This is a genomic window from Thermophagus sp. OGC60D27, assembly GCF_052400625.1.
Classification (GTDB): Bacteria; Bacteroidota; Bacteroidia; order Bacteroidales; family Marinilabiliaceae; genus Thermophagus.
In genome coordinates, this window is the sequence record NZ_JBQTGH010000010.1 from 64,576 (window position 1) to 88,785 (window position 24,210).

Annotated in this window: 12 protein-coding genes; 9 read left to right on the forward strand and 3 right to left on the reverse strand. The window is 39.8% G+C overall.

Annotation, left to right across the window (positions count from 1 at the left end):
* The first annotated feature begins 284 nt into the window (after window positions 1-284).
* The 9 genes from ACT29H_RS12970 to ACT29H_RS13010 all read left to right on the forward strand — a co-directional run bounded on the left by ACT29H_RS12970 (window position 285) and on the right by ACT29H_RS13010 (window position 19,300).
* Window positions 285-1,370, forward strand: coding sequence for a T9SS type A sorting domain-containing protein (locus ACT29H_RS12970; RefSeq protein ID WP_444822065.1), 1,086 nt, complete (start codon window positions 285-287; stop codon window positions 1,368-1,370).
* 697 nt (window positions 1,371-2,067) lie between these two features.
* A complete protein-coding gene (locus ACT29H_RS12975) occupies window positions 2,068-3,489 on the forward strand; it encodes a glycoside hydrolase family 27 protein (RefSeq protein WP_444822066.1) in 1,422 nt (473 codons plus the stop codon).
* Window positions 3,490-3,668: 179 nt separating this feature from the next.
* Complete coding sequence (locus ACT29H_RS12980; protein ID WP_444822067.1) at window positions 3,669-6,824, forward strand: SusC/RagA family TonB-linked outer membrane protein; 3,156 nt, start codon at window positions 3,669-3,671, stop codon at window positions 6,822-6,824.
* A 12-nt stretch (window positions 6,825-6,836) separates the two neighbouring features.
* The gene (locus tag ACT29H_RS12985) at window positions 6,837-8,603 is read left to right on the forward strand and encodes a RagB/SusD family nutrient uptake outer membrane protein (RefSeq protein ID WP_444822068.1); all 1,767 of its coding nucleotides are present in this window, start codon (window positions 6,837-6,839) and stop codon (window positions 8,601-8,603) included.
* Between the two features lie 66 nt (window positions 8,604-8,669).
* Window positions 8,670-11,726: a SusC/RagA family TonB-linked outer membrane protein gene (locus ACT29H_RS12990; protein ID WP_444822069.1), complete on the forward strand. Its 3,057-nt coding sequence runs from the start codon at window positions 8,670-8,672 to the stop codon at window positions 11,724-11,726.
* 14 nt (window positions 11,727-11,740) lie between these two features.
* Window positions 11,741-13,453: a RagB/SusD family nutrient uptake outer membrane protein gene (locus tag ACT29H_RS12995; protein WP_444822070.1), complete on the forward strand. Its 1,713-nt coding sequence runs from the start codon at window positions 11,741-11,743 to the stop codon at window positions 13,451-13,453.
* A 45-nt stretch (window positions 13,454-13,498) separates the two neighbouring features.
* A complete protein-coding gene (locus ACT29H_RS13000) occupies window positions 13,499-14,560 on the forward strand; it encodes a DUF5627 domain-containing protein (protein WP_444822071.1) in 1,062 nt (353 codons plus the stop codon).
* Window positions 14,561-14,727: 167 nt separating this feature from the next.
* Window positions 14,728-17,760 (forward strand): DUF5060 domain-containing protein, encoded by a 3,033-nt coding sequence (locus ACT29H_RS13005; RefSeq protein ID WP_444822072.1) that lies wholly within the window; start codon window positions 14,728-14,730, stop codon window positions 17,758-17,760.
* 61 nt (window positions 17,761-17,821) lie between these two features.
* Window positions 17,822-19,300 carry a glycosyl hydrolase family 28 protein gene (locus ACT29H_RS13010; RefSeq protein WP_444822073.1) on the forward strand — a complete coding sequence of 493 codons (1,479 nt, stop codon included), beginning with the start codon at window positions 17,822-17,824 and terminating at the stop codon, window positions 19,298-19,300.
* 173 nt (window positions 19,301-19,473) lie between these two features.
* Here ACT29H_RS13010 and ACT29H_RS13015 read toward each other — a convergent pair whose 3' ends face one another.
* The 3 genes from ACT29H_RS13015 to ACT29H_RS13025 are packed head-to-tail and all read right to left on the reverse strand — an operon-like array spanning window position 19,474 to window position 24,201.
* On the reverse strand, window positions 19,474-20,466 hold the full coding sequence (locus ACT29H_RS13015; RefSeq protein ID WP_444822074.1) for a hypothetical protein: 993 nt from the start codon (window positions 20,464-20,466) through the stop codon (window positions 19,474-19,476).
* Between the two features lie 2 nt (window positions 20,467-20,468).
* Window positions 20,469-21,908 (reverse strand): glycosyl hydrolase family 28 protein, encoded by a 1,440-nt coding sequence (locus ACT29H_RS13020; RefSeq protein ID WP_444822075.1) that lies wholly within the window; start codon window positions 21,906-21,908, stop codon window positions 20,469-20,471.
* Window positions 21,883-24,201, reverse strand: a complete 2,319-nt coding sequence (locus ACT29H_RS13025; RefSeq protein ID WP_444822076.1) for a family 43 glycosylhydrolase — start codon at window positions 24,199-24,201, stop codon at window positions 21,883-21,885. The genes ACT29H_RS13020 and ACT29H_RS13025 overlap by 26 nt, the downstream gene beginning before the upstream one ends.
* Between the last annotated feature and the right edge of the window lie 9 nt (window positions 24,202-24,210).

Sequence of the window (24,210 nt, forward strand, 5' to 3'; positions counted from 1 at the left end):
TTCAGACTTTTTTTAGAAACTGCCTGGTGCAGGATTCAACAATCTGCAAAACAAATGCGTTCTTATCAGATTTGGGGGGTGTCCAAAAGATCACAAATTAAAGTTATGAACTTAATGGACAACCACGCCCCTTTCAAGCGGAGTATATGCTGCAATTGCTGTTTATTTTATATTTTTTTGAAGATCAGAGCAAAAGTTCTGTACTCTTCGACAATAAGGAAAAAGGAATAAGCTAGAATTTAGTGTTTGTTAAAAATTTTATATAAACACTAAATTTTTTAGTTATGAAGAAAAGTGTACTATTTATTTCTTTTTTGCTTTTTTTGAGCGTTGCTATGATGGGGCAGTATTCTTACTATCCTTACCAGGAGAAGTTTTCAGCCGGGGCTTATTCAGTTCCGGATGCCAATTTTAATGATCTGGAAGCACTTGATCTTAGCGAAACGGATGTCGGAGATACCCAAAGTTTCGGGATGAGGTGGGATTATTTCGATCAGGTGGACGCTACCGGGAATTCGGTTTTTAAAAATGACAAAGAAATGACTTTCGGTTGGGATCCTGATGTGGTTGGTGAACCTCAAACTGCCGGAGGCCAAATCAGGGGCTGGACTCTTAATGATGAAGTTGCTTATCCTGATTACAATCAACAATGGGCGGTGGTTCGTTTTAATGGCAATCCGGCCTCACCACGATTCAGTGGCGGATGGTATTATTATACCATAAATTTTTCGCAAGCTGATGATTATGCATTGATATTCAGGGTGAGAGGGGCTCCTGCTTCTTCAGATTCACATCTTTTTTCATTTGAAGTGTTTAATAAGAATGACATGAATACTGCGGTGCATTCCTGGAACGTAAATCTTGAGGGGATGGACTTTTCTTCCATAGGGAGTACTTCTTCAGACGGCAAGTATACCAATATAGGACAGGCAAGGGCCGGGAAAACTGGACAGGCAGGTACCTATTGGGTGATCGCTAACAATGCAGCTGATTTGTTTAATGTTTCGGCTACCGGAGAATATGTTGTGAAAGTCAGCCAGGCCTATGAGGTTGCTGGTAATACCAATTCAGCTTACGGTGGATTTTCTTTCTATAATGGGGATATGGGTACAATTCCAACCGGTATTTTTGATTCAACAGTCAAGGATTACCGCATTTCTGCACAAGTGACAGGAAATCGTTTGTCCGTTACCGGTAATATTGGACAAACAAGTATAAGTGTTTATAATCTGGCAGGGACTATGGTAATGAAAAAGACCGTCGAAGGTGCGGTGAATAATGAGATCTTGAGTTTGCGTAAGGGACTCTATATTATCAAAATTATAGATTCAAATTCAAATAAACAATCCGTGAAAGTAATGATTAACTAAACCTAAAGAATTGGTTTGTATAATTAAGAGTTAGCTTATTTGTTTAATCCCCGGTTTTTAACAAAAGTTTGTAAACCGGGGGTTTTTATTTCTGTATTTGTCTGAATGAATTTTGAGGGTGAAGTATTAAAAATGATAAAGTCTCCTTTTCCCAGTCATCATCAGTGGCATCAACCTTCCGTTTTTTTAAGAATGCGTTTGTGATGAAAAACACCCAGAGTAATTTTTCATCAGAACATAGTCTATTTATTTCTTATAGGATGTCTTTGTTTTGCGGTGCATCGTATTGATTGATTTGTACGTGGATCTGATTTAAGTAATTCATTATCAGTGGTTAGGCTTTTGAATTTTATTGCCTTATGTAAGGCAAGGTGTTTAATATAGTAGGAGGACTTTTTTTGATGGTTGTTGCCTCCAAAGGGTTCGAAATGTCTGAGAATAAGAAGAGTTCATCCTTAAAGAAGGTGTTTGGTGTGATGGATTTTGATCATTATTCCTGGATGCAGAAATGAATGTTTGTGTTGTTAATGTGTTGTTTATCAGGGATTAGTTCTTTTAATAACAGGTGTCTGTACAAAATCAATAAAAAAGTGCACACAAATGTTAAACCCTTTTTGCTCTCAACAGTAAATTGCGAACAATAAATTTTGGCGTTGGACCGGATAGTTGGTCTTTATCTCTAAGTAAAAAATGAATTATGCAATTGTTAAAAAAGATTGGATTACTCTTATTCCCGGTTTTATTAGTAATGTGTAAACCAGGTGATAAAAACAGGGATTCTATTTCTATAGAGAATCATAAAGTGTTAGCAGCTACACCTCCAATGGGTTGGAATAGTTTTGATGCCTATGATTGCCGAATTGATGAGGAAACTTACAGGCACACAGTTGATTTTATGTCTGAAAACCTTCTTGAGTATGGTTGGAATTATGCAGTGATTGATTATATCTGGTGGCATCCTGCTCCCGGGAATTGGGATACTCCCAGAAGAAAGGGACATCCTAACATTAGATATAAAGCGGATGGAGAGCCTCTTTTTCCTGAATATACGTACATAGATGAATTTGGCCGGTTGATTCCTTCACCGGAAAGGTTTCCATCGTCCGTTGATGGGGCGGGTTTTAAAGCTTTAGGCGAGTATGTACACAGTAAAGGATTAAAATTTGGAATACATATTATGCGAGGTATTCACAGGGCTGCCTGGTATTACGACCTTCCAATAAAAGGTACTTCTTATACTGCCCGGGATATTGCAGAACCAAATGATACCTGTGGATGGTGTAATCACATGTACGGTGTAGATTATTCAAAACCAGGAGCACAGGAATATTACAATTCTCTTTTTGAATTGTATGCCAGTTGGGGTGTTGATTTTGTGAAAGCTGATGATACTATGTATCCACCTTACCATGAAAAGGAGATAGAAATGATTCGTAAAGCCATTGATAATTGCGGACGTCCTATTGTATTGAGTTTGTCGTGCGGAGAAGCGCCTCTTGGGATGGCTGATCACCTTAAGAGCAATGCCAATATGTGGAGAATTTCGGGAGATTTCTGGGATACCTGGCCACAGTTGTTGCATAATTTTGATTTAATGAATCAATGGTCATCACATAATGGTCCCGGGCATTGGGCTGATGCAGATATGTTACCATTTGGTAAGATTTCTCTGGATGACAGACCTCATGGTCCTGAACGAGAATCACGCTTTACATGGCCGGAGCATTACTCATTGATGACTTTATGGTGTATTGGGAAATCTCCTTTGATGATTGGGTCAGATTTACTAAGTATTTCTGACAAAACATTGAGTTTTTTCCAGAACTCAGAGGTTCTTTATGTTAACCAGTTCAGTGCATCCAACCGACAGGTATATAAAACAAATAATGAAGCGGTCTGGGTTGCAGAGGATCCTTCAAATGGAGATAAGTTTTTAGCCTTGTTTAATCTTTCAGATAAACGCCGTGATATCACTTATGATCTTGAACTTACAAAGTGGCGGGCCAGGTATCAGGTACGTGATTTATGGGAAAAGAAGGATATGGGGATTGTTGAAGGAAGAATTAATTCTACAGTTGATCCTCACGGCGCTGTTCTGTTTAAACTAGTTCCCAAATAAGAAGAACCGTACTTAAAAACTGCTAAATGAAAATAATAATTAAAATCAAGTCTATGAAAAACAGAATTATCTTATCATTTCCTAGGGGAGGTGGAACCTCCAATAAAAAGAAAAATGAAGTTCCTCATTATTGGGAGAGGATTTTTTTGACTAATATTCGTTTATTAAAAATCTAAGCTATGAATCAAAAATTAAAGATTTTAGTGTTTCTGTTAATACTGGGATCTTATGTTTCAGCACAAACAAAGAGGGTAACAGGTACCGTTACGGATGAAACGGGCGTTACTTTACCCGGAGTCAATGTTGTGATCCAGGGGACTACTGAAGGAACCATCACAAATATTGACGGACAGTATTCCATTGAAATAGAAGAAGGATCTCAATTGTTATTCCGATTTATCGGTTACAAAAACCTGGTGGTACCCTATGAAGGGCAGCCTCAGATTAATGTATCTCTTGAGCCGGATGTGATGTCTCTGGATGAGGTTGTTGTTGTAGGATATGGTGTTCAGAAAAAGGAGAGTGTTGTTGGGGCAATCACCCAGGCCAAAGGAGATGAGCTAAAAAAGCGGGGTAGTTCCACAAATTTCACTGATGTATTGAGTGGAGCAATGCCCGGGGTGACGGTCATGTCCAGTACTGGTATTCCCGGCGGTGGCGGCGCATTTGAAGGAGAAGATTCTGATATTGGCCAAAATGCCGAGATTCTTATTCGTGGAAAATCAACCTGGAATAATGCCGAGCCATTGATTTTGGTAGATGGCGTTGAGCGATCAATGGGCGACATTGATGTTAATGAAGTGGAGAGCATTTCAGTATTGAAAGATGCCTCTGCTACAGCAGTTTTTGGGGTGAAAGGAGCAAATGGAGTAATTCTTATTACCACGAAACGCGGGAAAGAGGGTAAACCAGTGTTGAATATTGAAGCCAACACAACCTTCAAACAAGCTTCCAGAATTCCAACAGTTTTAAATTCATACGAAGGAATTCGAGCCAGGAACTTTGCTGCCTATAATGAGGTAGCTGTCCGGCCAACAAGTTGGGGGTTATATGTGCCTATGGAGCAGTTGGATTATTACCGGACACAGGAGTACCCTGATGGATTTCCGGAAGTGGACTGGGAAGATGTAATGCTTAAAGACTGGGGACGTTCCCATAAAATTAATATGAACGTTTCCGGAGGTACTGATTTTGTGAAGTATTTTAGTTCCTTAGGATATTCGCACGAAGGAGATATTCTAAATACCAAGGATCTGGGACAGGGATATGTTCCGGACTTCAGGTATGACAGGTATAACTTCCGAACAAACCTTGATTTCGAGTTGACTAAGACAACAAAATTCCAGGCCAACCTGAGTGGTTATTTGGGAAAAGCTCAAAAATCGGCAGCCAATGTGCATGGAATGTGGTACGGCGTTTATGCACAGCCTCATGATCATCCTGTAGTACAATATGAGGACGGAACTTATGGTCATGGTGTTAAATATGAGCGATTTGGAGAAAATAATTTTGTTGATTTGAATTTCTCAGGGGTTGACCGTGAAAACCGGGCAGAGGTTAACAGTGACTTTAAATTAACCCAGGATCTTAGTGTTATTACTGAAGGTTTATCGGTTGGTGGAATGTTGGCTTTTGACCAGTTTTTCAAGACAGAAGGTCGTGGAATCAATGATTTAGGGGTTCAGACTAAATATGTGGATCCCCTATACTATGTTACTCCGGGAGCTGACATTGAAGATTATACTACCTATGACTATCCTGATGCTTATAAGAATCAGACGCATGGATTTGATTTTTATCGGGCTCCTTTAGAGTATAGCAATGAGCAAATTACCAACAATATCATGAAGGCTGCGAGCAGGAAGCTCTATTATCGGGGAGAGTTGAACTATGCACGCGATTTTAATGAACATGCGATCACATTTCTTGGATTGTTCAGTCGTGAAGAAACCTATTCATACAGAGGTGCATTTGCGGGTTTCCCAACCAAGCGTGAAGACTGGGTAAGTCGTCTTACCTATAATTACGATACACGTTATTTTCTTGATGTAAGTGGTGCTTATAATGGATCTCAAAAATTTGGACCCGGATATAAGTTTGATTTCTTTCCGTCAGTTGCAATTGGCTGGACTATTTCCAATGAAACATTTTTCCAAAACAGCCTGCCGTTTGTAAATACCTTAAAAGTTCGTTACTCTAACGGAAAAGTAGGAAATGACCGCGTAAGTGGCGTGAATTCCCCATGGCTTTATGCTACTACCTGGAATGAGGGGGATAAAGTGAAGTTTGGAGATCCTCTGGTTGACGGGCCTCAGATGTATAAAGAGGGAACTCCTGGTAACCCGGATGTAAGATGGGAAGTTGCTCATAAGCAAAACCTTGGAGTTGAAATAGGTGTGTTGCAAAATCTAGTATCAATGAATGTTGATCTTTTCAGGGAGAATAGAACCGACATTCTGATTGCGGCAGCGCAAAGAACCATTCCAGACTTTTACGGACAAACAGCCTCTGCCACTAACAGCGGTGAGGTTATTTCTGAAGGGGCAGAATTTGAAGCCAGATTTAGTAAAGCCCATGGAAATGGTTTGAGGTATTGGGCTTCTTTAAACTGGACTTATGCTGAGAATGAGATCATTTACAAAGAAGATCCGGAATTGAAACCTGATTATCAAAAAAATGAAGGGTATTCCATTGGTCAGACCCGTTCAATGATTTCGTCAGAACTAATGACTTCCTGGGATGATGTTTATACCGGAACTATGCCGTTGAATGACCGTGGTGATCTGATGCCCGGAGACTACCGGCTGATAGATTTTAATGCAGATGGAGTAGTAGATGGACAAGATGGAGCTCCTTATGGTTATCCCAAATATCCATTGAATACTTACTCTTTTGCTTTTGGAGGCGAATATAAAGGATTTTCATTGATGTTGAATTTTTACGGAGTATATAATGTTACCCAGAATATTTCATTGTCAGAATTTGGATTTCATTCCCCATCGATCTATGAAACTCAAATAGAAGATACCTTTACTCCGGAGATAGGGAACAGTAATCCTTCTTTCCGCAGTTTGAAATTGGAAAGAGTGGCAACCAACGCTGAGTATTATCAAATGGATGCATCTTTCCTTAGGTTGAAAACTGCAGAAATTGGGTATTCATTGCCAGACAAGTGGATATCGCAATTTGGAATAAGTGATCTCAGGCTTTATGTGAATGGTAATAATTTGCTTTATTGGTCAGATTTGCCGGTTGATATTGAAGGACAGGATTTTAATGTTAAGAATTATCCGGTGACAAAGCAAATTAATCTGGGATTGAATGTCACTTTTTAAAAAGAACAGGTTATGAAAAGATTGAATATTTATATTTCTACTCTGCTGTTAGTGTCTTTGAGCTTGTTCAGCTGTGAAGACTATCTGGATGTTCCACCGGAAGCAGAGATTACAGAGGAACAGGTTTTTGGTAGTTATTTGACTTACCAGGGCTTTATTGACCAGATGTATGAAAAAATTGTTGACTATAACGGCCATGCTATCTGTGTTGCACAAAACCTGGGTGGTGAAACTGTAGGTAATAAGCCCTGGAATACAGCTTATATGGCCACCCATGGTGACTACCGGGCGTTGGGTCATAATAGTTGGTCGAGGTCTAATTTTCTTGGTTATGGCGATAATGGAAGAGGTGGAAGCCGCTGGTTTAGCTGGGAAGGAATCAGAATTGCGAACCATGCCATTGCTAATATAGAAAACCTGAAGCAAGCCACAGAACAAGAGCGGAACCTTTTATTGGGACAAGCTTATTTCTTCAGGGCATTTTTCCATTGGGAACAGGCCAGAGCTTATGGCTCTATTCCTTACATAGAAGAGGTATTGGCAGGTGACTTTCAACTGCCGCGTTACTGGGAATATAAAGGCAAGAAGAATTATCAGGCCCTGGCAGAGAAAATTGATGAAGATTTGGCTAAGGCAGCAGAACTTTTACCTGAAGTATGGCCTAATATAAGCGGAAACCTGGGGAGAATAACCAAAGGTGCAGCATTGGCACTAAAGGCCAAATCGTTGCTTTATGCAGGAAGTCCTTTAATGAATGAAGATGCCGGGAATGAGGCTGTTTTTAACAAGGAATACATGGAGCGGGCTGCCGAAGCTGCCTGGGAAATGCTAAAACTTGCAGAGGAAAAGAGTATTTACAGTTTGGTGTCTTTTGAGAATTACCAGGACAATTTTGCCAAACTGGATGGATCGATGCCGGTAACCTCAGAGTCTATTCTATGGAAACATAAGGATAATATAGGTTCCGGAGAAATCAATGTTTTTCTGGGGCGATTGTATCTTCCTGATAATGGCTTATTTGGAGGAAATGCAGTCATCGAATCTCCCACCCAAAACTATGTGGATAAATTTGAGATGAGTGACGGTACCCTTTATAAAACCGAATATGATAATAATAATGCCAGACGTTGGGATGACCGGGATCCCCGTTTTCGTAAAGCTATTTATGTGGATGGTGATATGGCAGGATTGGATCCTTCAACGAAGTTGGAGCTTTATGAAGGGGGAAGAACCAGTACTAAAAATTCTGCACCTTTGACTCCTTATGTTGTACATAAATTTTGGCCCAAGGGAGCAAATAAGAAAGACAAACAATGGAATTCACTTCGATTTGTAACACCCCATTTGCGTCTGGCCGAGATCTACCTGATTTATGCCGAGGCTGTTTATGAAGCTTATGGTTCAGGAAGTGCGAGTGCACCTAATTCTTCGATGACCGCTGTTGAGGCCGTAAATAAAGTCAGGACAAGAGCAGGAATGCCTGCATTGAGCAGTGAAAATGATCATCCTTATGAATCCTTCCGATATCTGGTGCGAAATGAGCGCGCTGTTGAATTATGTTTTGAGGGACATTACTGGTATGATATAAGAAGATGGAAGACAGCTAAAAAGGAGCATCCCGGCGGACAATTGTACACAATGAGGTTTGATAAAGACTATACCACATTTAGTCGCGAACCCCTGGAGGCCTATGTTTTTGAGGATCGCCATTACTGGCTGCCATTCCCTCCGGATGATACCTATATATACGATGGATTTCCTCAGAATCCCGGCTGGTAATAAGTTTTTGGACTTTTTTATATACCGGTCTTAATTGATTGAGTTTTTTGTTAAAAACACAATATGATGGAAAAATATTTGAAATTTTCAATAATGATAGTTGTGGGGCTGTTGTGGTTTTTGCCACTTGAGGCCCAAACAGGACAAGCGATCCAGGGTGTTGTTTCTGATCAGGATGGTCAGACTCTGGAAGACGTTCTTGTTACCGCGGATAATGGGAAATATTCCCTTAAAACAGACGCGGAAGGAAAGTATGCCATTCCTTTAACGACGGAGAATCAGGTGGTTTTCTTTGAAAAGGATGGCTATTCAACCAAAATGATTAGTTCGAATGATTTAATGGTTAATTCGGATATTGTTCTTTCTCAGAATCCCATTCTTATGGGGGAGGATGAAAAAGTGTACATTCCTTTTGGTCGTATTGACCGACGCAGAATTACAGGCTCAGTTTCTTCAATTAACGTAGAAGAACATTTTGAGAAGGATAACAGAGTCTCTGTTGGTGCTGCAATCAATGGATCTGTTCCCGGAGTATTTAACAATTGGGATCTATTGGGACTTGGTGGTGCCAAGGTTATAGTTGATGGTATCCCCAGGGAGGCAGATGATTTTGATCTTTTTGAAGTTGAAGAGATTACGATTCTTAAAGACCCGGTATCCCGTATGATGTATGGTGCCCAGTCTGATAAAGGAGTTATTCTTATCACCACCAAACGAGGTGAAGCTAATAAAAGAGAAACCAATTTTCGTGTAGAAACAGGTTTTAATATGCCAAGAGAGTTGCCGGAATATCTGGATGCAGCTGAATATATGGAAGCAGTGAATCAGGCGAACATAAACGATGGCAATCTGGCTAAATATGACGAAGAAGCTATTGCACAAACCAGGAGCGGAGAGTATCCTCTTATGTATCCAAATGAAAAGTATTATGATGATGATACCTACATTAAGGATATGACTAACTTTACCAGTGTTAAAGCTGATTTTTCAGGAGGAAACGAAAATGCTCAGTATTATGCTAACCTTGGTTGGGACAATAATCAGGGATGGATGAATCAGGGTATTGGCGAAACAACCAATAAATTTAATATTCGGGGAAATGTTAATTATAACATTACGGATAACCTGAAAATGAATATTGACGGGGTTGCTCTATTTGATTTTTATGAAGCACCCGATGTCCTGGATGTTAATAACAATACAGGGGCAGTTGAGTCAGATTTTTGGGATAAGATGGAAAAGTCTTTGCCCAATGCTCACCCTGTTCTTATTCCTGTAGATCAGCTTGCAAGCTCTGATATAGTTGATGAAGCCAATCTTGTTGACGGGCAGTATCTCCTTGGAGGTAACAGTATTTATTCCAGAAGTTTATATGGTGATATGCTTCAGAGAGGAACCCGTAAAGAAACAGAACGTACTTTATTGTTTAATACAGGACTTGACTGGGATTTGAGTTTTATTACGGAAGGACTTAGTGCTAAGGGGTATGTCTCTTTTGACTTGACCAACCGATTTATTACGCTTCAGAAAAAAGAGTATGCAGTTTACGAACCTGTATGGTTGCTTAATCAAGCCGGGGAAGACAGCCTTGGCGTGAATGTGATTGGCAAGGATGTTCCCTCCAGCAAAGAAAGTCCTCAGGATAAGGAATCCAGTTTCGACAGAAGAATTGGTGCTTATGGAACATTGAATTATGAAAATGTTTTTGGAGTGCATGCGATTTCTGCTACCGGACTGGCATATAGAGATCAACTCACCCTGGTTAATACAGAGCAGGACGCCAAGACATTACATTTTGGTTTGCGTGCCAATTATATGTATGACAATAAGTATATTGCCGAATTTGCCGGAACCTATCAAGGATCTCAAAAATTAGGAGATGATGAAAAGTGGACTATGGCTCCCTCCGTTGGTTTAGGTTGGGTGATTTCCGAGGAAGATTTTATGTCCACAGGATTATTTGACTATTTGAAATTGAAGGGAACGTATGGTATTCTGAAAAATGATAACTGGGATAACTACTTTCTTTACAAGAGCGTTTTCACCCAGGATCAATGGTTTAATTATGGTAATACTTCGGGATATACAGCTACCAGAAATAAAGAGCTTGAATATTCCACAATCGGAGTTCCAGGACTTAGCTGGCAGAAGCGTAAAGAGTTCACCCTCGGTTTTGAGTCATACCTGCTTTCCAAAAAATTATGGATAGAAGGAGGATATTTTTATAGTGAGTCTTATGATGAGATGACAGAAATGAAAAATACCTATCCTCAAATTATGGGTGGTGTCAGTTTATGGAATAATTATGGAAGCCAAAGTGATAAGGGATATGAGGCCGGAATACGGTACAATGATTCATTTGGAGATCTGCGTATGAGTTTGGGGGCAAATATGGTTTATTCTGTACCAGAAGTTTTGAAAGCTGATGAACCTTTTTATGCTGAAGATGCCCAGTATCGCTATAAGGTAGGCACTGAGTCAGATGCTATCTGGGGATGGGTTGCTGATGGTTTATATGGAGAGTCAGATTTTGATGAATTTGGACAATTAAGTTCTGATCTTCCGACACCCACCTTTGGAAATGTTCAGGCAGGTGATATTAAATACCTGGATTTGAATAATGACAATGTTATTGATCAAGATGATCAAAAACCCATCGGGAACAATCAGGCGCGTTTGCAATATAGTTTAAATCTTCATTTGGAATATAAAGGATTTGAACTTTACGCACTGGGAGTAGGTCAAACCGGAGGTGAAAGTCTCCGAAACAGCTCTTACTATTGGGCGTATGGTGATATGAAATATTCAGTAGAAGCACTAAACGCTTACGGTCCGGATAATCTTGATGTGAATGCAGAAATGCCCCGTTTGTCCTCCAATAAAAGTAACAACAACTATCGGAATTCAACTTACTGGATGTACAGCAATAATTGGTTTACACTCCCAACGGTACAATTAGGATATAATGTAGGAGCAGTAAACGGCTTGTTTAAGAATATCAACATTTATGTAAGAGGATATAATCTGGTAACCTTAGGTGAAAATGTTGAAATGTCAGACATCGTGGTAGGAAGAGCTCCAAAGGTAAAAGGTGGTGCTGCCGGAGTAGTTGCAACATTCTAAAAATAAAATGAGCTATGAAGAATAAAATAATAAATAGTTTAGCCAGTCTTCTTGTGCTTGGTGTGGCGTTTTCAGGATGTGAAGATTTCCTTGAAACAGAGCCCAATAATCAATATACAGAAGAGGTGGTTACATCCAATCCTGCTATTGCAGAAGGATGGCTTTTGAAGGCATACAAAAATTTGCCAACCAATTACAATTTCAATGAAGATTTTGCTTCTGATGATGCTGTAACCAATGACAGAGAATCCAATGTGTCATCAAATATCATTAGTATGAATCTTGGGGGATGGACTTCATCCAATAATCCCATAAGTTCCTGGAACAATGCTTATGAGGCCAATTTGTATCTTAACACTTTTCTTAAACATGTTAATGATATTGAATGGACCTGGGTAAGTGCGGAAAAAAACGATTTATACGTTCAAAAGATGACCGGGGAAGCCCATGGCTTAAGAGCCTGGTGGAATTTCAGTCTGTTGCAGGCTCATGCAGGCGAAGGTACGAATGGAGAGTTACTTGGATTTCCAATTGTAACCTCTGTGCTTACAAGTGAAGATGATTACCAGGTGCCCAGAGCATCGTTTCAAGACTGTGTAGATCTTATTATTGCAGATTGTGATAAAGCCATCGAAAATCTTCCACTTGTGTGGGAAGATCAGGAGGACGAGCCGGAGTATAATTCTGTGATGGGAGCCCGCAATGCCAACCGAATAAGTGGCATGGCAGCGATGCTTCTTAAAGCCAAAGTGGCTCTTTATGCAGCCAGTCCTGCCTATAATCCCGGGAATGATCTAGCTGCATGGCAGCGTGCTGCTGAATATGCTGCTGACCTTATGAATGTTAAGGGCGGACTATCTAATCTTTCTTCTTCAGACCTGGAGTTTTATCTGGACTATCAGTCTTCCGAGATTATCTGGGCATCCACTACAAATGATGATTCAAAAAATTGGGAAGAAGAGAATTTTCCGCCTTCACTTTTTGGTAGCGGTAATATTAATCCCTCTCAGAATCTTGTGGATGCATTTCCAATGGCAGATGGAACACCAATTAATGAATCCGGAAGCGGGTATGATGTTTCCAATCCTTACCAGGGACGTGATCCCCGTCTGGATGCATACGTGGTGTACAATGGATCCAACTTTAGTAATAGTACAATTAATACCAATTTACTTTCCGGTTCAGATGGAATCAATGGTTCAGTAAATGCTACACGTACAGGCTATTATTTGAAGAAGTTTCTGAATGAGGATGTTCGTATCAATCCATCAGGAACAACCATCGGGACAACACATTTTTATACCTATGCCAGGTATACCGAGGCCTTACTTATTTTTGCCGAAGCAGCCAATGAGGCTGTTGGGCCTGATGGTGTTATTGATGGCTACAGTGCTCGTCAGGTTATTAATGCTATTCGGGGAAGAGTTGGAATCAACAGTGATTATGTAGATAATAACATTTCCAATCAGGAGCAGATGCGTGAACTTATCCGCAATGAAAGACGAATTGAAATGGCATTTGAAGGTCAACGTTTTTGGGATATACGCAGGTGGGAAGCCACTGACATCATGCAAGAAGCAGTGAAGGGGATGGAGATTTCTTCTGATGAATCAAATTACGCTGTTATTACTGTTGAGAAAAGAGAGTATGCGCCTTATCAGATTTACGGGCCGATTCCTTATGAGGAAACCCTTAAATATGATATTATTCAAAATCAAGGATGGTAAGGCAATACACTTTTGTCAGTTAATTTTTGATAAAAACGAAAGGATATGAGAATATTTAATTTATTAGTCCTTGTTGCTATTTTGGCTCTTTTCGGTTGCCAGAATGAGGATCGGAACTTTCCGGACTACGATACACAAACTGTTTATTTCCCTATTCAATTTCCTATCAGGACACTGCAGCTGGGAGAGAGCAGGTTTGATAACTCCATAGATAAAGAACATGCGTTTAGTATTGGAGTTGCCTTAAGTGGCACATATAATAACAGTAAGAATCGTGTGGTGGCATTTGAATACGCACCAGACTTGTTGACCCAATTTGATACTCTTGTCGCAGGAGGTAGTGACACATTGTTAAGAATGCCTGAGGATTATTATACATTATCCTCTGAGGAGGAGTTTGTTATTCCTGCAGGAGAAGAAAAGGGAACTATTCGTGTAGATCTAGCAGAAGCCTTTTTTCAGGATCCTGTTGCGGTAGAAGGTAGATATGTTATCCCTTTGCGGATCCTACCTGACTTAACCGAAGATTCAGTGTTGCATGGGGTTCCGGTTGATGGAATTTCGAATCCGGATCCATTAAAACCGGAAGAATGGGGTGTACAGCCCAAGCATTTTACGCTTTTTGCTGTAAAATATCATAATGGATTTCATGGATCTTATTTGCACCGTGGTGTAATGGAGGAATATGCTAACGGCCCTGGCAGCGAAGTTGTAAATACCAGTGTTTATCATGAGCGCTACATTGTAGAAGATTTGGTAACTTCCTTGAGCACAATGTCTCTGGATGAAGTGATGATGAATAGACTTGGAAATACTCAGAAAGAAGGGTATCAGATGAAACTGGGAATAGATGAAAATAATCAGACTGTTGTTATTTCATCTGTTGAATCGGGAGTTATAGTTAACGGTTCAGGAAGTTATGCAAATCCGGAAGATGCTGAAGCCGATGAATGGGGAGGAGATTCTAAAAGGACATTCTTCCTTGATTATAGCTTTGAAGATAATGGAACTTATTATCATTGCACTGATACCCTTGTTTATCGTGACAGCGATATGAAATATGAAGAGTATTCAGATGTTGTAATGCATGATGAAGACGATGAATAATTCATAGCCATAGAGTTATTTTTATCGTAACCCGGGAAGGATTATTCCTTTTCCGGGTTTTTTCTACATTATAATTTGAATTCCTTTTTTGTTGAAGGAAAAAATAATAATCTGATGAGTTTTTTTAATAATGCAATTTGACAATCATTTAATATAAAGGCAAATACATGAAAACTTTTAATATTACATTGGTTTGTATTATTTTGCTGATAGCCGGTGCTATCAAGGGAGGCGCGCAGAGTATTTCTTATTCTATGGTTGATGATTCTCTGGTTTTTGAAGAGAATGATGGTCTTGTTGTTGTCGAAGCAGAATATTTCCACAAACAGTCGATGAATGATCATCGTCAGTGGTGCATCACTGCGCCCGGATCTTACCCAAAAGCATTACCCGATCATGATCCGTTTCATTTAAAAGGAGCAAGCAACAATGCTTACATTGAATTATTGCCCGATACACGAGCAGATCATGGCGACAGGCTTATTGGTGGTGAGAACTTCAGTAATGAGCCAGGGAAAGCCGGTGTTATTAATTACAAAGTATATTTTAATACACCCGGGCGTTACTACGTTTGGGTGAGAGCTTATAGTACCGGAAGTGAGGATAATGGAATTCACGTGGGACTGAACGGCGAATGGCCTGAAAGCGGGCTACGTATGCAATGGTGCGAAGGGAAAAACGCCTGGCATTGGGAGAGCAAACAACGAACAAAGGAAGAACATTGCGGAGTGCCTCACCAAATATACCTGGACATTGAAAAGCCCGGAGTTCATGATATACATTTTAGTATGCGCGAGGATGGATTTGAAATGGATCAATGGCTGATGACAAAGGATTTGGATTTTATTCCTGCACCGGCATCTTTGCCAGTTTCTGAGATCAAAAGCGGCAACCTTCCCGAGCCTTTTCAAACCGATATCGATGTTGGCACTAACGGACACGGAGTGCAGTATTTGCCAGCTATAATAAAAGATATTGATAAAAATGCTCATGTGTTTACCGTTAGTGATTTCGATATTTCAGGATCAAACTATTATTATATAAGTAACAAAAGATTTCTGGCAGTTGAACATGAAAAGGACAGACAGGCCCGTGGCAGGGCCCAATATCATGGCGAAGCAGGTGAGTATGATGTGTTGTTGCTTGCTGTAGGACAAAAAGGCGGGGTAGCTCGTTATGGCCTTGGTGTTGATGGTAAGCATATTGATAATTTCCGCTGTCCTCAGGGGAGAAATGCTTTTGATGAAGATTTAAACTTCACTCATGTGTATGAGAACGTTTCATTGGAAAATAACTCTACCATACAGATTACAAGTACAGCATTGAATCAGGGAAAAATATTGTCACGCGGAATTTGGAGTGGGATTGCGATTGTTCCTGCAGGTGAAGGAAAAACCCTTCAGCGCGCCTTGCTCCGTGAGTTAAAAGCAAATATTAAACCTGAAATAACAGGCGAGCTGAAAAAGTGGCACAAGGTAACCTTTACTTTTGAGGGCCCTGATACTTCTGAAGATGATGATTTTAATCCTTTTATGAATTACCGCTTTAATGTGCGTTTTATTCATAAAGCTACCGGTAAGTCTTATTTAATACCCGGATATTTTGCTGCCGACGGTAATGCGGGGGAAACCGGGGCTACCTCAGGAAACAAATGGCGTGTTCATTTTGCTCCCGATGAAACCGGCGAGTGGTTCTATGAGGCAGATTTTCGTCGTAACAACTGGGTGGCTGTGAGTGAAAGTGAAGAACCCGGTAACGGTGGCTTCTTTATGAATGGGGCATCGGGTACTTTTGTTATTGCCGATACAGATAAATCGGACCCTGATTTTAGGGCACGCGGAAGATTACAATATACGGGTGAACGCTATCTTCAATTTGCCGAAACAGGTGAATATTTTTTAAAAAGCGGCCCCGATGCCCCTGAAAATTTGCTTTCGTATGCTGATTTTGACGGGACTTTTCACAATGATGGACATAAAGACAATTTGGTAAAAACATGGGATGCTCATGTGAAAGATTGGAAGGAAGGCGATCCCGAGTGGAAAGATGGGAAAGGAAAAGGACTTATTGGTGCGTTGAACTATATTCATTCCAAAGGTTTGAATTCTGTGTCATTTCTTACCATGAACATAATTGGTGACGATCAAAATGTGTTTCCTTTTGTTGATTATAATACCTATGATCGTTTTGATGTATCTAAACTAGATCAATGGGAAAAGGTCTTTTCTCACGCTCAAAAATTAGGGGTATTTCTTCATTTTAAAATTATGGAAATGGAAAACCAGGGCTTGCTCGACAATGGTGGAGTTGGTGCATTGAGTAAGCTGTATTATCGTGAGCTTATTGCACGATTTGGTCATCACCTGGCTCTTAACTGGAACCTTTGTGAAGAAAACGGGGAATGGGTCAGTAACCATCCTACACCACCTCAATTTAAAGAGCAACGTGTAGCTATGACAGAATATTTCCACCAACATGATCCTTACAATCACCACCTGGTGATTCACAATGGTGAGTATTTTTTTGATTTGCTGGGTACCCAAAGCCATTTAACGGGTCCCTCAATTCAAACTCATTTTGAGGATTTCAGGACCGTTCACCATGAAACCCTGAAATGGCTAAGTTTATCGAAAGAAGCGGGTAAGCAATGGGCTGTTGCTGTTGATGAGCCAGGAGATGCCGGACATGCTTTGGTGCCAGATGAAATTGACCCGGAGAAAAATCTGGCGCGTCAACGTGCCTTGTGGGGTGTTCTGATGGCCGGTGGCTGGGGTACAGAGTGGTACTTTGGTTATCAAAATGCACATTCAGACCTTACTTGTGAAGATTGGCGTTCTCGTGATTTATTCTGGGACTATTGCAGCATTGCTCTTGACTTCTGGAAAAATAGTGTGCCTTTCTGGGAAATGGAAAACCAAAATCAATTGATTGGTAATACTTTCGATAACAATGAAAAATATTGTTTCGCGAAGGAAGATGAGCTTTATTTGGTTTACTTAGCTGAAGTTCAGACCTCTACATTGGATTTAAACAATGCTTCCGGAAATTTCGAAGTGAAGTGGTTTAACCCACGCACCGGAGGAAAAATGCAAACCACAAAGGTAAAAAAAGTAAAAGGTGGTTCTGTTGTTGAACTTGGCAATCCCCCGGTTAACGATGAAAAAGACTGGTTGGTTGTGGTAAGTAAATCATCGAAATAAAATATTACTTTAAAGGCAGTTGAGCATTCATTAGGTCAGCTGCCTTTTTTAAATAATCAAAATGAAGATATTTTGTAATTTAACGCTTGTGTTGTTAAGCATGGTTCTTTTTGTGGGGTGCAATTCTCAAAAACCAAAGTTGAATATTGCTCCCAATCCCGGTGATCTTTCCGTTATTGAAGGGTTAAAAGAGTCTGATCTGTTCGATATGAAAGTTAACGGGAAAGACCTTTTTATTTATCACGGTTTTCAGGTTAGCTATAACAAATATGGTTATGGCAAAAAAGGGGGATCCTTTGTGAATTTTGCCTCAGAACCCGGCTTGTTGAACATGGAAATTACGGCTTCCGAAAAAATTGAAAGTTATACCATTATGCCTGAAGTTCAACATGAAATGGTTAACGAAACTACTATTCGGGTTAAAGGTGATAAACTTCAAAAGTTTTTGGTTACAGCTCATTTGGAGAAAAGCGGTGAAAACTGGTTTATTGTTTCGGTAGAAGAACCCGAAACAAACGTCCCCGATAAAAACGACCCGTCGGTACTTTATATCGAACCCGGTGTTCATCCATTTGGCCGTGCATGGAGACCTTATGCTGATGGAATAAAAACGGTATACCTTGCACCCGGTGCGGTGGTTCAGGCTACCATGCATACAGTTGGGCAGGATGGACTTACCTTAACCGGGCGAGGTGTTTTTGCGCAGGCACTTTGGGACAACGGTAAAGATGTGTCGCCCCTGAAAGCAGAGTGGATGGGTGATATGATGGGGATTAATTTTCGTGAGTGTAATAACCTTTCCATCGATGGAATTTCAGTAATCAATTGCCCGAGTTACCAGATAGAACTTGCTGATTGTGAAAATGTGGTGGTTGATAATGTTAAACTCATGGGCTTTGGGAAAGGTAACAACGATGGCATTCATCTTTACGGGCGAAATATTGAGCTGAAAAATTCCTTCCTTGCAGGCAGCGACGATCGTGTATGTATTACCGGTCTTTTCGATCGCGAAAGGTTTGAAGTAACCAAAAAAGCAGAACTTCAGCCGCGTCTTGATGATACCGATGTTTACAATCTGCGTATTAACAACATCGTATTCTGGGGGCAGAAAAACGGAGCAGACATAATGCTTACCTGGAATGGCGGAAAGACTTGTCGCGATGTAATCGTGGAGAATGTTCACAGTCTTGGTTTTACCAATAAAGGTTTTCTTGCAACAAAGCATGGCGGGAGCGTAACTGTAGAAGATGTTACCGTACGAAATGCCCATTTGTACCATCATCGATTAATTGATCTGGAAATCACCAATGCGGCTTGCTGGGGCCAGGGAGGTGGCTCGGTAAGAGATATTTTGCTCGAAGACATTACCATTGATGCCAGTTCAGAGGATGTAAGTAATAAAATGCTTGGATTTAGTTCTGAAAGCAATGTGGATAACATTGTTTTTAAGAATATTAAAGCAAATGGTGTTCATCTGAATGGCCTTGATCAAACCAGTATTCAAACTAATGAGTTTGTGTATAATGTTGTTTTTGAGTAGATTATTTGGATTTTCCTTTGGTGGGTGAGTTCAAAAAAAACTGTCATTGCAATAAAATGTGATGACAGTTTTTTTATGGGGTTTGGTTGAATCAATTAAATGAAGAGGCAAAAGATTACTTAGTAATGCCTGAATAATTAAAGATCCACTTTAGGATTGATAAATGTTCCATTTTATTTGATATGCATTTTGACAAGTTTCTTGATGTCTTTAATTTCAAAATTTTTTCTATTTTCGGGGAAGTCATATTCTCCTAAAATCCATGTCTCTGTAAAAGAACTTGTTTTGCCGGGCAGAACCCACTCCCATGGACTTATGGGTTCTATTTCTACCATTTCTTTTCCATTGTACCAGATTGAAGCATTTGCAGCAGTTATCTCTCCATACATTTTTCCCGGATATACCTTGAATTTCTTAAAAAAGACCCGGTTGTTGGTGGTTAAATATCCAATCCAACCCTCCTCCGATACATCCATGACAAATTTCGGTCTGGCAGGTGGCCCAAGAATAAGCAGATAACCATCCTTATATTTTACCATTGGTTCATTGGGTAAATACTCCATTGTTTTTCCCGGAGGGCCGTATTGAATGTATTTTTGCGGAAATCTGGATGGTAATTGAACCGACATAAAACAAATGCCGTTTCCTTTTCCGAAAGTTCTGCTCCAATGGCTGATTCTTATGGAATCATTTCCATTATTGTGCAGGGTTTGGGTGATTGTTAATTCAGAACTTTCCGGGTTCAGGTTGAATTTTCTTGTAATTTTTAATCCATTTGAAGGATTCTGCTGACTTGTTAATACAGCGGAAAGCTCACCGGTTATTTTTCCCTCCCAGGGGCCTGAAAAGAAGAGGTCTGTATTGGGTTTTACCACCTGCGGACCTAAATCAAAACGACCGGCACAGAGGTGTTTCCCTGGGACAGGACCATCCTTCTGCGTCCATCCGTTTTGATCAGGGTTGATTTGTAATACATTTTCATTTTTATATTCATACAGCAAAACCCGACCTCCTGCATTGGGTTCTAAAACAACTCTGGTGTCTTTGTTGACTAATTCGATGCAATTGTCATATCCATGAGTGGAAATAAATCTGGCTCCGTTTTTCTGAGCCTTACTCTGCAGACCGCAAAAGAAGAGCAATATTAGAAGAAGTGTTCTTGCCATTTTTATGGAGTTTTAAAATTTATATTTTTGGTGTTTTCGTCATCAATTATAAAATATTCCTCCTGGTTCCGGGATGAAACAATATTTCCATCAATGGTTATATTTTGGAATGTCAGATTGTAAATTGGATGGTTGCTGTCGTGGCCCATTATTAAATTTTTTATACGGGGAGAGCCATCATACGTGATATTCTTAAATGTCATGTCGGAAATACTTCCTTTTTCAGGATTCCATTTACCCCATCGGTTAGGGCGTGTAACTAAATGAAAAATGCGCCAATTGGAGTTCGAGATTCTGATATTATCGAAAAGAAAATGACTGATGTGGGCTTCTCCTCCGTGAATGGCACATATAACCGCCAGGTTTTCGTTGTCCCATTGATGTTCTACCCGTATGACATCAATGTCAGAAACGTAACAGTTTTCAAAGTCATTGCGTCCATTCCAGCTAATCATGAAAGGAGCTCCGTTTTCCATCTGCCAGATCACACAATCCCTCACGTAGGTGTTGCTTGAGTATAACTTCACTGCATCATCGTTGACCTTGAAGAAACAGTTTTCAATAATGGCATTATCACCGGTTGAAGTTCCGTCAGTGCTAAACCACCAGCCCATCATTTTGACATTGGAAACAATGTGATTTTTGCCTCTTAAGGTTATGTTATATCTGGGGGCATGTATGATTGTAATCCCTTCAATCTTTATGTTTTCTGCATTTCGCATCATAATCATGTGATCAGCAGTACGTGGAGGGTATTCTTCGCCTGAGAGGATTCCACGTCCCCGGATGGTGATATTTTCTGAATTCTCAGAATATATCTGCCCTTTGACGAAGGCACCTCCATGGATATAAACTGTTTTTCCTGAGGGCACTGTATATTTTTCCCCTATTTCATGATATCCCGGTTCAAAGTATATTACGTCCTTCTGATTTGGTTGAGGAGGGTTTTCTTCCAATGGGTTGGCAAAGATAAATAGCGGATGCTCTATGTAAATTCCTTCTTCAAACTCTACCGAATAATGGCCGGGTTTTGAGATTGTGAATACTGCTGATCCATTTTTAATGATTGCATTGATTCCTGCTGATTTTGGCAGGATATTTATGAGTTCCGGTTTTTGATTGAGCGGAGTTACTTTTACCTGAATTTTTCCACTAAAAGAAAAATTGCACCACGCAGTTGTTTTTGAGTTATTGGTTACATGCATGGCCGGCATCTCATAAACAAAGGGAACAAATGTTTGACCATCCAGTGATAATTCTACTTTATATTCTCCCGATGGACGAACAAATTTATTTGTGTCATTTATCTCCTGTGGTACATCATAAGTAATTATTTGGGCTTTTAGATTAGTCATCCCCAGTAAAAAGCATAACAGAATGATCATTCTTGTTTTCCGGTCCATCGATTGAAATATTTTATTGGCAGACGTCAATTTTCCCATTTCCCCTGAATTTTATTGGTTTAATTTGCAAGTAAGGTTCAGCATATTTTTCTGAGGTATGCCATGACATATAATATTGATCTCCCGTGCCTTTAAAAATGTGATGGTTAAAGATAACCTGGGTAGGAGGAGCAAACGTATATCCTTTCTTGTAAGGCATTTTTAATTGGTCATTAGCCTCATGCTCGAAAAAGGTCATAATGGCTCCTTCATCAATAAAATTCCAGGGGCCGTTTATGTTGTCTGCTTTCATTTGTCTGATTCGGACAATATAACCACCGTAAAATTGAGAGAATACCAAAATATATTGGTTGTTTTTTTTCATTACGAAAGGAGCATCCGAAAAATGATAATTTTCATGTGTTTCCGGACTGAAAATTTCCCGAATATCATCGCTTAAAACAGCTTCATTCTCTGATAATTTTAATGGTGCCATAAACAGATATCCATCCATGTCCCAGAAGCAAAATGTACTGTCATTTTCATCTGTAAACAGCGTGGCGTTATTTCCCAAAAGCAATGGTTTATCAGGATTGAGTATTTTGTAGGGGCCGGTTAATTGAGAAGCGACGGCAATTCCTAATCCTGTTTTTTTGTAGGGATTTGTTTTGTTGTTTCGATTATTGAAGGTTAAGTAATATTTATTACTGATTTTGTGAATTTCCGGAGCTCGCCATTCGTCACGAAACCAGGCAGAGTCTGGGATTTCAGAACGTGATATAAGAACTGCTTTTTCATGCCAGTTTTGCATGTCTGTTGATTCGTAAAGGATGATCCCTCTTTTATCCCATAAAGGGTTTGTTTGTTCAGTTGCTGTTAAGTAGAATTTTTCATTTTCCATGAAAATATGAAAATCTTTATTGCCATAAGAGTTTAATCCTGATTCGACAGACGAAGGACAGGGCTTTAACCGGGCAGGACTGTTATCAGGGCTACTGATTTTTTTGACGTTGTGGGTAGTGGATAAAAATTCAATATTTTTCGTTGACTTGGAGCCGATGAAAAAGTGGCCATCGTCAGGCGATTCAATTGAATATCCATTTAAAATGATGTTTTCCAGTTTAATATTTCTAATATTGGGGTGTGGCTGATGACCCCGAATGATGTTTAGCCTCCGGGCATGTTTTGGCTGAAGTGTTTGGATTTTGATATTGCTGAATTGAATGTTTTCAATGTTCCCCGGATCAGGTTTTTTTCCAATGCCTGGTAAAATATGTGTTTGCAGGCTAAAAACCCGTCCGCCTGCCTGATTTACTTCAATGTTTTGAATTTTTACCTGCTTTATTTCTCCTGCATTTTGATTAAAAATGGAAAAAGAAGCTACATCAGGGTTATCTATTGAAGGACACAGATGGGTGATCTTGCAATTTTCTATTTGCACGTTTTCGGTATTGGTTGTTCCGATTGTTGAGATGTGGAACGCAGCACCATATTCACCTTGCAAAACTGAGATGCTTTTAATATCTAAATTGCTTTCTTTAATTTCAATGGCATTGTTTTGTGCCCAAATCAGGGTATTCTTAATTTCAGAGTCTGAACCTGGAATTAAACCTTTTGCTTTGGGGCCGAAGCTTAACGCCGTGACATTTTTAATTTTTACCTGTGTGTTGATTGCCTTTAAAACCGGCCCATTTTGATTGATGAGTGTGACATCTTCGATGGACACTTTGTTTTTTACAGCATTGGAAGAGATAAGAGGTAAACCACTGGAGCATTCGGAACCATCCAGAATGCCGGTTCCTTTGATTGTAATGTTTTTGGCACTGTTCAGTTCAATTCTTCCTTTAACAACAGCCCCTTCTGCAAAGAAAATAGTGTCATTATCCAAGGGCCGAATGGGATCCGGAAGGTTGTGTTCTCCCGGACCAAAAAATATAACTTGTTCACAGTTTGGTTTCTCCTGATTTGTTGAATCTGCCAGAATTATTATGGTTTTTGGGTTGTTCTGCCCCAGTTTTAAAACAAGTTTCTGAGGCTTTGATATATTAAATAATATTTGATTGTTAGTCTGTTTAAATCGTGGAGGGGATGATGTTGAATGACTTTCAATATTGTTTAGTGTGCTGTTGGCTATTTTAATACTTGTTTTTGCTTTTAACGGAAAGCGAATTATGGTTATTGGAGAGTTAGAATCATTAGATGGATTGAAATGATATGAATGAAAAGGGATTTCCTTCTGATTCTCAGAATGTGAAACTTTAATAGACAGTTTGTCCTGCTCCAATGGTGTTGATTCCGAATGCACAAAGCTGGAGGAAATTGCCAAAAGAAAAAAAAGAAAGAATTTTTGCATGAGTACTCC

Bases quoted from the DNA above. Each gene is read 5' to 3' on its own strand.
- ACT29H_RS13000 (WP_444822071.1), top strand. From the start codon at position 13,499: ATGAGAATATTTAATTTATTAGTCCTTGTTGCTATTTTGGCTCTTTTC.
- ACT29H_RS12995 (WP_444822070.1), top strand. From the start codon at position 11,741: ATGAAGAATAAAATAATAAATAGTTTAGCCAGTCTTCTTGTGCTTGGT.
- ACT29H_RS12985 (WP_444822068.1), top strand. From the start codon at position 6,837: ATGAAAAGATTGAATATTTATATTTCTACTCTGCTGTTAGTGTCTTTG.
- ACT29H_RS13025 (WP_444822076.1), bottom strand. From the start codon at position 24,201: ATGCAAAAATTCTTTCTTTTTTTTCTTTTGGCAATTTCCTCCAGCTTT.
- ACT29H_RS12990 (WP_444822069.1), top strand. From the start codon at position 8,670: ATGGAAAAATATTTGAAATTTTCAATAATGATAGTTGTGGGGCTGTTG.
- ACT29H_RS13020 (WP_444822075.1), bottom strand. From the start codon at position 21,908: ATGGGAAAATTGACGTCTGCCAATAAAATATTTCAATCGATGGACCGG.
- ACT29H_RS12970 (WP_444822065.1), top strand. From the start codon at position 285: ATGAAGAAAAGTGTACTATTTATTTCTTTTTTGCTTTTTTTGAGCGTT.
- ACT29H_RS12975 (WP_444822066.1), top strand. From the start codon at position 2,068: ATGCAATTGTTAAAAAAGATTGGATTACTCTTATTCCCGGTTTTATTA.
- ACT29H_RS13010 (WP_444822073.1), top strand. From the start codon at position 17,822: ATGAAGATATTTTGTAATTTAACGCTTGTGTTGTTAAGCATGGTTCTT.
- ACT29H_RS12980 (WP_444822067.1), top strand. From the start codon at position 3,669: ATGAATCAAAAATTAAAGATTTTAGTGTTTCTGTTAATACTGGGATCT.
- ACT29H_RS13005 (WP_444822072.1), top strand. From the start codon at position 14,728: ATGAAAACTTTTAATATTACATTGGTTTGTATTATTTTGCTGATAGCC.
- ACT29H_RS13015 (WP_444822074.1), bottom strand. From the start codon at position 20,466: ATGGCAAGAACACTTCTTCTAATATTGCTCTTCTTTTGCGGTCTGCAG.